Annotated in this window: 10 protein-coding genes; 7 read left to right on the top strand and 3 right to left on the bottom strand. The window is 42.8% G+C overall.

Annotated features, from left to right (window positions below; genetic code table 11):
* Nucleotides 1-696: 696 nt before the first annotated feature.
* Nucleotides 697-1,512, bottom strand: a complete 816-nt coding sequence (locus EYO12_02425) for an ACT domain-containing protein (protein ID HIA91949.1) — start codon at nucleotides 1,510-1,512, stop codon at nucleotides 697-699.
* A gap of 63 nt (nucleotides 1,513-1,575) precedes the next feature.
* Here EYO12_02425 and EYO12_02420 point away from each other — a divergent pair, with 63 nt between their 5' ends.
* The 4 genes from EYO12_02420 to EYO12_02405 all read left to right on the top strand — a co-directional run bounded on the left by EYO12_02420 (nucleotide 1,576) and on the right by EYO12_02405 (nucleotide 5,875).
* A complete protein-coding gene (locus tag EYO12_02420) occupies nucleotides 1,576-1,869 on the top strand; it encodes a hypothetical protein (GenBank protein ID HIA91948.1) in 294 nt (97 codons plus the stop codon).
* A 44-nt stretch (nucleotides 1,870-1,913) separates the two neighbouring features.
* Nucleotides 1,914-4,724, top strand: coding sequence for an excinuclease ABC subunit UvrA (uvrA, locus tag EYO12_02415; protein ID HIA91947.1), 2,811 nt, complete (start codon nucleotides 1,914-1,916; stop codon nucleotides 4,722-4,724).
* Nucleotides 4,725-5,073: 349 nt separating this feature from the next.
* Nucleotides 5,074-5,331 carry a hypothetical protein gene (locus EYO12_02410; protein HIA91946.1) on the top strand — a complete coding sequence of 86 codons (258 nt, stop codon included), beginning with the start codon at nucleotides 5,074-5,076 and terminating at the stop codon, nucleotides 5,329-5,331.
* A 196-nt stretch (nucleotides 5,332-5,527) separates the two neighbouring features.
* Nucleotides 5,528-5,875 carry a hypothetical protein gene (locus EYO12_02405; protein ID HIA91945.1) on the top strand — a complete coding sequence of 116 codons (348 nt, stop codon included), beginning with the start codon at nucleotides 5,528-5,530 and terminating at the stop codon, nucleotides 5,873-5,875.
* Here EYO12_02405 and EYO12_02400 read toward each other — a convergent pair.
* Nucleotides 5,843-6,442, bottom strand: coding sequence for a DedA family protein (locus EYO12_02400; protein ID HIA91944.1), 600 nt, complete (start codon nucleotides 6,440-6,442; stop codon nucleotides 5,843-5,845). The genes EYO12_02405 and EYO12_02400 overlap by 33 nt on opposite strands.
* Nucleotides 6,443-6,473: 31 nt before the next feature.
* A complete protein-coding gene (locus EYO12_02395; GenBank protein ID HIA91943.1) occupies nucleotides 6,474-6,983 on the bottom strand; it encodes a hypothetical protein in 510 nt (169 codons plus the stop codon).
* A gap of 223 nt (nucleotides 6,984-7,206) precedes the next feature.
* Here EYO12_02395 and EYO12_02390 point away from each other — a divergent pair, with 223 nt between their 5' ends.
* Genes EYO12_02390 through EYO12_02380 form a run of 3 tightly spaced genes read left to right on the top strand, consistent with a single transcriptional unit; the run spans nucleotide 7,207 to nucleotide 10,317 of the window.
* Nucleotides 7,207-8,130 (top strand): rhodanese domain-containing protein, encoded by a 924-nt coding sequence (locus EYO12_02390; GenBank protein ID HIA91942.1) that lies wholly within the window; start codon nucleotides 7,207-7,209, stop codon nucleotides 8,128-8,130.
* An 18-nt stretch (nucleotides 8,131-8,148) separates the two neighbouring features.
* Entirely contained in the window at nucleotides 8,149-9,597 is a 1,449-nt protein-coding gene (locus EYO12_02385; protein HIA91941.1) for an excinuclease ABC subunit UvrC, read from the top strand.
* A gap of 33 nt (nucleotides 9,598-9,630) precedes the next feature.
* On the top strand, nucleotides 9,631-10,317 hold the full coding sequence (locus EYO12_02380) for a hypothetical protein (protein HIA91940.1): 687 nt from the start codon (nucleotides 9,631-9,633) through the stop codon (nucleotides 10,315-10,317).
* Nucleotides 10,318-10,331 lie beyond the last annotated feature (14 nt).

The raw sequence follows: 10,331 nt of genomic DNA, 5'->3' as shown, positions 1-10,331 counted from the left end.
TAACGCTATACGAAAACTATCACGAAAAACCTCTAGCATTGATTTATTGTATTTTTAATGGTTAAGTATTTTTGACTAATCGTAGGATTGGTTGAACGTTACACATCACGACATAGGTGCCAGAAGTTGAGCTAATTTTTAATTGTTAAAACTTAACTCAACTTCTGGCTAAAGCTCATTTGAGTAAGTCCAATAGGGCGCTTGGCAAAAATGACAGCAAAGCACTCGCTTTTTGCGCTTTTTTGCATACACAAGCCTAGTTACGTAAGGAGTACTGTGGATCTTCTCAACAAAACAAAGATAGGCTTTGGTTTTGTCTTTGCTTTGGTAATCACGCCATTCGTAACCTCTCGGTTGCTCTACAACCTGCGGTTGTTGTCACAGATCTTGGCACTGAAGCCTTTGTATCATGGGCACGCAATGTTTGATCGACTTAAGTCGGTCAGGTGGCTGTTTGCCAGGTATGAAGTGTCTTGCAAGAGGTGCCACGAGCTGCAAGGTCGGATCGATGAGATTCGGACAAAAATCCAGCATAGCTGAAGGACAGCAGATTTTTAATGTTGGGGTGGCAGCATGAACGGGGATCCAAGCACAAGGGCATTAGCCATGCTATACACTTGGGCGAGACCGTACCACCGAGCTGGCGTTAGCGAAAGCTAGCACAAAAAACCCAGCTTGAAACCTATGTCGTGATTATTATCTTGAATTTTTATAGCTACCTAAAATAATGCACTTCGTCGTTAGTGTTTGCAGTTTTGCTAACACATCGCGACTAGTTGGTTCGTCTACACCTGCGTCAAAGTCTAAATAAAACATGTAGTGCCAAGCCTTGCCAACAATGGGACGGGATTCGATTTTACTAAGATTTATTTGGGCCTTCGCAAATAGTCCAAGAACTTCGTGTAGCACACCAGCTTTTTCTGGTAGTTCGATAACTACAGAGGTTTTATTCTGTCCACTAAGGTCATAGTTTTTTTGTTTTTGAAACACAATAAATCGAGTGTAGTTTTGCTTATTTGTTTCAATGCCTTTATGAATAATATGCGCATTGTGTAGCGTTGCTGCAGCTTGGCTAGCAACCGCTGCAGCGGTTGGCGGGAGGTCTTTGAGCATCGCCACAGACCCAGCAGTATCATTGGTTTCTACAAGCTGAACTGTGGGCATGTGCTCTCTAAAAAATTCACGACACTGTTCTAGGGCCTCATGCTGCGAATACACTGCAGTAATGTTTTTTAAGTCCTGCTTGCTTTTAGATATTAAACAATGCTCTATCCGTAGATAAACCTCGCCGCAAACCCATGGTTTATGTTGCAGCAATAAGTCGTATACCCTATTGATCGAACCGTATAAAGAATTTTCAATTGCAATCAAGCCATATTCAGCCCGGTCATTTGTAACTGCGTCAAATACTCCGCTAAATGACATAGCTGGAACAATTGTTGCGTCAGCAAAAAACTGACGCTGAGCAGTATCGTGGTACGAGCCAGCCTGGCCCTGGATTGCAACTTTCATAAACTTTGCCTAGTGTAACCTAAGAAGTAAATAAGTGACAATAACTGTGGTAAGATCTTAACCATGAACATTATCCGTATTAAACGTAGTACCGAAAAAGAAAAAAAGCTACTCGATAAAATGTCCTATCCAGTTAATATTATTTTTCCATTGCTAACTATTCCGCAAGTTATCGAGATTTTTACCAACAAATCGGCTGAAGGTGTTTCGGAAGTCACCTGGATTTTGTATGCAGTCATGTCATTTTTGGTGTTGCTGTGGGCGATCGCAGACAACATTAGGCAACTGATCATTAGCCAGTCAGTGTGGCTTATTATGTACGGATTAGTTATCGCTGGTATCTTTGTATACCGATAGTATAGGATTGAAAAAACAGGGGTAATGTGCTAGCGTAGAAGCTTGTGAATGACGTCATAAAAATCCAAGGAGCACGGGAGCATAACCTCAAAGATATTAGTCTTGAGCTGCCTCGCAATAAGCTTATCGTAATCACTGGGCTCAGTGGTTCTGGTAAGTCATCTTTGGCTTTCGACACGATATATGCCGAAGGTCAACGGCGCTATGTCGAAAGTTTAAGCAGTTATGCACGCCAGTTTTTAGGCCTAATGGAAAAACCAGATGTTGACCAAATTGATGGCCTATCACCAGCTATTTCGATCGACCAGAAGTCGGCAAGCCGCAACCCACGTTCGACAGTCGCAACTGTTACTGAAATATATGATTATTTGCGTTTGTTGTTTGCTCGAATTGGGATTCCTCACTGTCCAATATGTGGCAATCAAGTGTCTAAGCAGTCAGCCAAGCAAATTGTTGATGCAGTTTTGCGCCTACCCAAAGACGCTCGCTTACTGGTGCTTGCACCGGTTGTGGCTGATAAAAAAGGTGAGTTTGCACACATACCAGCAGAATTTAAAAAGCTTGGCTTTGTGCGTGCTCGCGTCGACGGTGTTGTGTACAACTTAGACGAATGGCCGAACCTAGATAAAAACTACAAGCACACAATAGAGATTGTGGTAGACCGGCTAGTTAATGATGAAAGCCAACGGCAACGGCTAACCGAATCAATAGAACAGGCGCTTGAGGTTGCTGACGGTGTATTGAAAATTCATAACGTTGATGATGATCACGAATCTATTTTTAGCGAAAAATTTGCCTGTGCTGATCACCCAGACGTGTATATTCCAGAATTAGAACCGCGGACCTTTAGTTTTAACAGCCCTCACGGCGCATGTATGACGTGTTCTGGCTTAGGTAATAAGCTAGAAGTTGACCCAGAGCTGGTTGTACCTAATAAAAAACTTACCATCGCCGAAGGTGCTATTCGTCCGTGGAACCGAGCCAAAGTCGACACTTGGTATATGAAAAAAGTCGAAGCAGTCGCCGACAAACACGGTTTTTCGATTCATGTGCCTGCTAGTCAATTAAAGTCAGAAGATTTAGAGAAGATTTTATACGGTACTGGCAATGACAAGTATTGGGTAGAACTTAACAGCGGCCGCGGCTACGAAACAACCTACGAAGGAGTTATTCCTAATTTACAACGCCGCCACACCGAAACCGACAGCGAATTTATGCGTAAAGACATTGAAAAATACATGGTCGAAAAGCCGTGTAATGCCTGTGAGGGTCGCCGCCTACGGCCAGAGGCACTCGGTGTAACTGTTAAAGACATGTCGATTATGGACATCTGCGACCTGTCGATTGACGATGCCTACCAGTTATTCGAAACCATGAAACTTAATGAAAAAGAGCAGATGATCGCCAAGCAAATTTTTAAAGAAATTAAAGCTCGGCTTGGATTTTTACGCGATGTTGGCCTTAATTATCTAACAATGCTGCGAAGTGCTAACACTCTTAGTGGCGGCGAGGCTCAGCGTATTCGTCTGGCAACCCAGATCGGGTCTGGACTAACTGGTGTTTTGTATGTGCTGGACGAACCATCAATTGGCTTACACCAGCGTGACAACACTCGGCTTATTAAAACTTTAGTTCGGCTGCGCGATCTTGGTAACACCGTGATTGTGGTAGAACATGACGAAGAAACTATTCGAGAGGCCGATGAACTGCTAGACATTGGTCCCGGTGCAGGTATTCACGGTGGTGAGATAATCGCCCAAGGTACACCTGCCCAAGTAGCTAAGGTTAAAGCAAGTGTTACAGGGCAGTATTTAAGCGGCAAACAGTCCATACCGACGCCTAAAAAACGACGCAAAGGCAATGGTAAAAAACTTACAATTAAAGGAGCTAGAGAGCACAACCTGCAAAATATTAGTGTCGACATTCCGCTTGGCCAAATGGTAGTTGTTAGCGGTGTTAGCGGGTCGGGAAAGTCCAGTCTTGTCAATGACATTCTAGCTAAATCATTAAGCCATCAGTTGCAGCGGGCGAATACTGTTGCTGGCAAACATGACACTATCGAAGGAATCGACAACTTAGACAAAGCAATAGTAATTGACCAGTCGCCAATTGGTAGAACCCCACGGTCTAACCCGGCAACTTACACCGGTATGTTTACGGCAATTCGCGAGCTTTTTGCAAAAACGCCCGAAAGCAAAATCCGCGGCTACAAACCGGGGCGGTTTAGCTTTAACGTAAAAGGCGGCCGCTGTGAAACCTGTAGTGGTGATGGAATTTTAAAAATCGAAATGCACTTTTTACCAGATGTGTATGTTAAGTGTGACGAATGTGGCGGTAAGCGCTATAACCGCGAAGCGCTTGAGATTCACTATAAAGACAAAACCATTGCCGACGTACTAAGTATGACGGTTGAAGATGCTCTAGAGTTCTTTTCTAATGTGCCAACTATTGCTAAAAAACTCAACACCCTAAACAGTGTTGGTTTGGGCTACATTACGCTCGGTCAGCAAGCTACCACTTTAAGTGGCGGTGAGGCGCAGCGTGTAAAACTGGCGACCGAACTTGCTAAACGCTCAACCGGCAAAACTATGTATATCCTTGACGAGCCAACAACTGGCTTGCACTTTGCCGATGTTAAAAAACTCCTAGAAGTGCTTAATGCGCTGGTTGACAGCGGTAATTCGATTGTGGTGATAGAACACAATCTTGACGTAGTTAAGTCGGCTGATCATATTATCGACCTCGGTCCAGAAGGCGGCGATGGTGGAGGCGAGATTGTGGCAATCGGTACCCCTGAAGAAGTGGCCAAAGTATCAGGCTCATATACTGGTACGTATTTGAAGAAAATGTTATAATATAATTCTGCTTTCTCATCAAGAGAATGTCGAGATTCTTTGCTCACCGCGAAGGGTCATTTGATTTATTGTCTACACAACCAATGGGAAGTGTTCATTTGAATATCCTTTATAAAGGCTTGCAAAAAGTAAGTGCCGTACTAGGGCGCGTTCACACCATGCTCTATTCAATAGAAAATGGTCTCAAGAAGGTGTCCTTGCCGAAAGAAACCACTAAGAGAGAAGAATATCCTTCTCACCCCCACCTCAAACGAGACAAGAAGTAACGGACTTTTCTGCCATCTCGCGATCGAAAAGATCACTCAAGGAAATCCCTTGTTTATTGCGAGCCGTATAGTAGGAGGTGAAAATGACTGAGTCAATCAGCAAAGAGGAGGCAATCAACTCGATTCTAGCTGGTTTAGCACTGGGAATAGTGCTGCTAGGGGTACCATACGTTGTTTTGAAAAACATCGACGGGGTACCAGAGGTAGCATTGCTGGTCACTTTTGGCTATGCTTGCGCCTGGATGGTTGCAGTTGGCTATGCTTCGAAGAATCGCACCATGCGAATCTTCGGCATAACATGGTTGCTGCTAGTGTTTCCGGCGCTCGTTTACGCCACCTAGTAGAGACAATATAAATCACCGGTCATATACCGTTTAGGGCGACCCCTAAGCTGGAAGTGCAACGACGAAATTCTGTGCTTGGCAGAGCAGATATAAGTCGATAATTCGATAGCGCACACCGGAACACCGGCGGGATGAAGATACTGATGGCGCATGCTATCACACCTATACCACATCCCGCCCATCTCAAATTTGTATGTCAGAAGCAATATCGGTCCTTACCAGTAACAGAATTCAATCCGCAAACGAGCCCTATGTTCGAAGGATTACGGCATGTCTTCTAACACACCAAGAAGGAATAGAATTTTCCGGAGAGGCAGTTAAAGAAGGCGTGGTGTTCGCCTCGCTGAAACGTGTTATAGGGGGCCGCACGCAAAAACAACAGGTTTTAGAAGAATCTATATATCAAACATCGATTAGAGTTAACGAAGCCAACGAAGACGCGCGGCAAATAACGCTACCACCATTAACTGCTCAATTTCTGCACAAGCTCGGCAGCGACATGACCGGCTTAGTGAGTAATATTCCTCAGCCAGAGTATTAGTATAAGTATAAGTACCAAACAAATTGAAATAATATCTATATATTTTTCGATCTGTTCTTTGTACTTTTTGCCTAGTAATTTTGCTAAAAAGCCAACAACAATAAATCGCGTTCCTCTACCTAAAATAGAGGCTATTAAAAACACGCCAAAATTAACCTGCAGCGCTCCAGACGTAAGCGTTATAAGTTTGTACGGAATAGGAGTAAGGGCTGCTGTAAATACAGCTAGCGTAGCGTTTTCTTGAAAGCTTTGACTAAGCGATATATAGCCTTCTTCAAGGTGCAAGCTAGAAATAATCCAGTCACCAATGCTTTCAAAAAAGGCAAAACCAATTAAGTAGCCAATTATGCCACCGAGTATTGACGCTACAATCGTTATTAAGCTGTATCGCAGCCATTTATTAGGCTTTGAGAATATCATTGCCATTAGCAGCGGGTCGGGGGGTATAGGGAAGAACACGCCCTCTGCAGCGGTAATACCAGCTAAGTATTTTTCGGCTCGCGGGTGTGACGCCCATTTAGTAGTCCACGCGTACATGGACTTAATCCAATTTCTAATTTTTTGCATGCGTTTAATTATAGTTGATGCAAGCTAATAGCTAAAGCAATAACATTTCTCTGGGTTGCGTATGGTCAGTTACGTCAATTAAAGGCTCTAAAACAGTCACCCCTAGTTCTTTTTGAATACGTTCAACTGCTTGAGCAACGTCTTCCTCTGGATCTTTAGGCATTACATCTAAAGCGGCAAGAACTTCATCATATCCAGCACAGATTTCATCTAAAGCCAAACCATTCTCTCGGCCGAGTTCAAAGAATTTTTTTGGTGAATCATCGCCAAACTTCAATGCAAAGGCTAATGCGTCCCTGTTGAGTGTAATTCCGGTTTTTAATTCTTTCGTTCCGTCTTGTGTTTTGTAGACCAGGTTATTAAAAAGGGTCTGAGACTCCTCAAATACAGCACGACGCAAACAATCTCCAGCAAAATTGCGTGGAACTAGATCACAATTTATTCTTGGCGCATTTAACGAAGCAGCAAATAATCTTTGTTCTTGCTCTTCTGTTAAGCGTTTTGCACTAGCTGGATGTAATGAATCTACTGATTCTTTCATAAAAAAAGGCCTCCTGGGCCTGTTTGCTTGATTGATTTGGATAAAATTTCGGCAAACAGACACTTATCTGCGGTTGCAGACGAGTGTGATCATTTGTGGAAATTTACTTTTCATACCTCATCAATACTAGCAAATTTGCCATATATGTCAAATCATTGTTTGATAAATATATAAAAAAATTGTGTAGTTTACGATTTTACATCTGTTTGTTAGTATGAACTTTATGCAAAAAGTAATTTTATATTACAAATTTACGGAAGTTACAGACCCAGAAGCTATTCGAAAGTGGCAAACCGTTGTGTGCGCGCAGCGCGGCTTAAATGGTCGTATTATTGTTAGCAAACACGGCATAAACGGAACGCTTGCTGGCGACAAAGAGGCACTCGAAAGCTATATCGAACAGATGAACGCTACTGTCGACAATAAATCATTAGACACTTCATTTAAAGCAGAACATAAAGAGTTTGATACCTTAGTGAATTGGCCGGACTTTAGCGGCATTGAGTACAAGTGGAGCGATGGAGACTACACGGTGTTTCCCCGTTTGTCTGTAAAACACCGTGACGAACTCGTCACGCTCGGGGCAGAAGACGACTTTAATCCGTTTAATAAGTCAGTTGGCTTGCGGCCAAAAGAATGGCATGAGTATATAAAGAATAATCCAGATGTGACAATTTTAGACGCCCGCAACGATTACGAGTCAGACATAGGTAAGTTTAAAGGTGCGGTTGCGCCTAAAATTAAAGCCTTTAAAGAGCTTAAGCCAGAGCTTGAAAAACTTGATAAAGACAAACCACTACTAACCTATTGCACCGGTGACATTCGCTGCGAATACCTAAGTGCGTATATGAAACACAAAGGCTTTAAAGAGGTGTACCATCTTGACGGCGGTATTGTTAAATACGGAGAAGAATTTGGCGACCAAGGGTATTGGGACGGGAAATGCTTCGTGTTTGATAAGCGCATGAAACTGGAGTTTTCTGAGAAGTCTAAAGACATTGGGGAGTGCAGTGACTGTAGCGAACCAACCAGCGAGCATACCAACTGCAGCAACAAACTCTGCAATAGTCTGGTGCTTAAATGTAAGGATTGTCTGCAAAAACAGCCATTGTGTATTGACTGCGTAAAAGCGCCAGTAAAGAAATAACCTATACTTAGAGGCAGAATGAAAAATCTGCAAGACAAGTTACAAGATTTACCGCGCCAGCCAGGTGTGTATTTTTATAAAGATCTAGATAAAAAAGTTATTTATGTAGGTAAGGCTATTAATTTACGCAATCGGGTACGACAGTATTTTCAAAAGTCGAGAGCCCGCGATGTTAAAACTGATCTGTTAGTCCAAGACATCGCCGATTTAGAGTGGATCACGGTGGAAAGCGAGATCGAGGCGTTGTTTTTAGAGGCCGAAATGATCAAGCGCTACATGCCCAAATACAATATTGATTTGCGCGATGACAAAAGCAATCAATATGTACGGATCGATTTTAAGTCTAAACATCCAACAGTCAGTGTGGTGCGGCGGCCAATGGATGATGGGGCAGAGTATTTTGGCCCGTATATTGGTGGTGGAGCACGGCCAGCTTTAAAATACTTGCGTCGGATTTTCCCTTTTGACTACAAAGTGCCAAATGATAAAAAACGAGCTAGCCTTGATTATCATCTGAGTTTAAGCCCTGGCTTAGAAGTTGGTAAAACGACTCTAAAAGATTACAAGGCAAATTTACGCAATTTAAAGATGTATTTGAAGGGCGACCGCATAAAGCTTGAAAAGTCTTTAAAAGTTCAAATGGAGCAAGCTGCCAAAAACAAACAGTTTGAAAAGGCCGCACGGTTACGAGACCAAGTGCGGGCACTAAAAAACCTCAAAAAACAGGTAATATTTAGCGACAAAGAACTGTTTGATATCAGTAAAGACCAAGCACTCAACGGGTTGCAAGAGCTACTAAGTCTAAAGGGTGCACCACGGCGAATTGAGGGGTATGACATATCTCACCAAAGTGGAACCAATAACGTTGCAAGCATGGTGGTGTTCACAAACGGCGTAAGCGATAAAGGGCAGTACCGTAAATTCAAAATGCGCCTACCTGGCAATAACGACTTTGGGCACATGAGCGAAGTCATATCTCGCAGGTTTAGTGGTAAAAATATAGAACAATGGCCAAAGCCAGATTTAATTTTGATTGATGGTGGCAAGGGGCAGGTAAGCTCTGCGCTAGAGGCTATGAAGTCGAGGGGCTTTGAAATACCAATTATTGGCTTAGCCAAGCGACACGAGGAAATAATTGTTCCTCAAGAAGATGGATCGATGAAAGTAGTCAATCTAGGAAAAGACAGCCATGTTACAAAACTACTGATGCGTGTACGAGACGAATCGCATAGATTTGCTGTCAGCTACCACACTACACTTAAGCGTAAAAAAAACACCGCCAGTTTGCTTGAAGATATTCCTGGTATTGGCCCTGCGACGCGAAAAAAACTTATACGTACCTTCGGAAGTATTCGCGGCGTAATGCAAGCTCGTGATTTTGAGCTAGCTAAAACTATTGGTGCTAAAAAGGCTGAAGTTCTAAAAATGTATATTGGCGGACAGAAACGTTCAGATAAGAAAATTTGAATCATCTCAAATTAATTGTAGAATATATAAAATATGACCGACTATGAGAATCCACATCACTACGAAAAGAATCCTTTAGAGGAAGCTCGATTATTGAGAGATACTGCTCAGTTTACGTATGCCGAAAATGGCGACATTACAGAAGCGATGGCTATTATTGACGAAGCAAACACTACGACTGATTTTGCGCAGACTTTGGGAGTTTTTAGCTGGGATTCTTTACATCGAAGCAGAGCTGCGCATGATCATGTTGCAGGGAAAATTAATTTAACCCAAGCACTAGCCTCTAACGAAAGTTTTGAAGAGGAAGTATTGTCTAAAAAGGCGTTGGGGTTAATACGTCGCTCTAAAGTTGAGTTCTTTTTGGCGCGGATGTCACGAAATTCAGTAAAGCCGGATCAAACAGAAGGTCACTTGTGGGTAACAGAGTCGTTCGCAGAAGCAACATACGGCGACAGGTTAAAAGCTAGTATTGCAGCAAGCCGCATAGCATTAACTGCACTGTCTTTTGAATCACCCAAGGTTTTTGCGCATAGCAATGAAGATTTGTCCGCAAAAGCTAAAGTAAAAGAAAGAATTAAACGCTGTGGGGCAGCTGTTTTGACAGTCGCAACGACTGCTGTGAGTTTTATTTCGCGCGATGCTGCTAAGTCGCTGCCAAGAAAAAAACTACTGTCTAAAGCGCACGAAATTGCACCTTTTGTTGAGCGTAAGCAGTAAAAGAACGTACACTA

The sequence above is a fragment of the Candidatus Saccharibacteria bacterium genome (genome assembly GCA_012965045.1).
GTDB lineage: Bacteria > Patescibacteriota > Saccharimonadia > Saccharimonadales > DTSZ01 > DTSZ01.
The sequence above is the reverse complement of the archived record's forward strand: the minus strand, read 5'-3'. Positions and strand labels throughout refer to the sequence as shown.

Excerpts from the sequence above, each read along its gene's own strand:
- EYO12_02425 (HIA91949.1), bottom strand. The coding sequence starts at position 1,512 with ATGAAAGTTGCAATCCAGGGCCAGGCTGGCTCGTACCACGATACTGCT.
- EYO12_02400 (HIA91944.1), bottom strand. The coding sequence starts at position 6,442 with ATGCAAAAAATTAGAAATTGGATTAAGTCCATGTACGCGTGGACTACT.
- EYO12_02390 (HIA91942.1), top strand. The coding sequence starts at position 7,207 with ATGCAAAAAGTAATTTTATATTACAAATTTACGGAAGTTACAGACCCA.
- EYO12_02395 (HIA91943.1), bottom strand. The coding sequence starts at position 6,983 with ATGAAAGAATCAGTAGATTCATTACATCCAGCTAGTGCAAAACGCTTA.
- EYO12_02385 (HIA91941.1), top strand. The coding sequence starts at position 8,149 with ATGAAAAATCTGCAAGACAAGTTACAAGATTTACCGCGCCAGCCAGGT.
- EYO12_02420 (HIA91948.1), top strand. The coding sequence starts at position 1,576 with ATGAACATTATCCGTATTAAACGTAGTACCGAAAAAGAAAAAAAGCTA.
- EYO12_02405 (HIA91945.1), top strand. The coding sequence starts at position 5,528 with ATGTCAGAAGCAATATCGGTCCTTACCAGTAACAGAATTCAATCCGCA.
- EYO12_02380 (HIA91940.1), top strand. The coding sequence starts at position 9,631 with ATGACCGACTATGAGAATCCACATCACTACGAAAAGAATCCTTTAGAG.
- EYO12_02410 (HIA91946.1), top strand. The coding sequence starts at position 5,074 with ATGACTGAGTCAATCAGCAAAGAGGAGGCAATCAACTCGATTCTAGCT.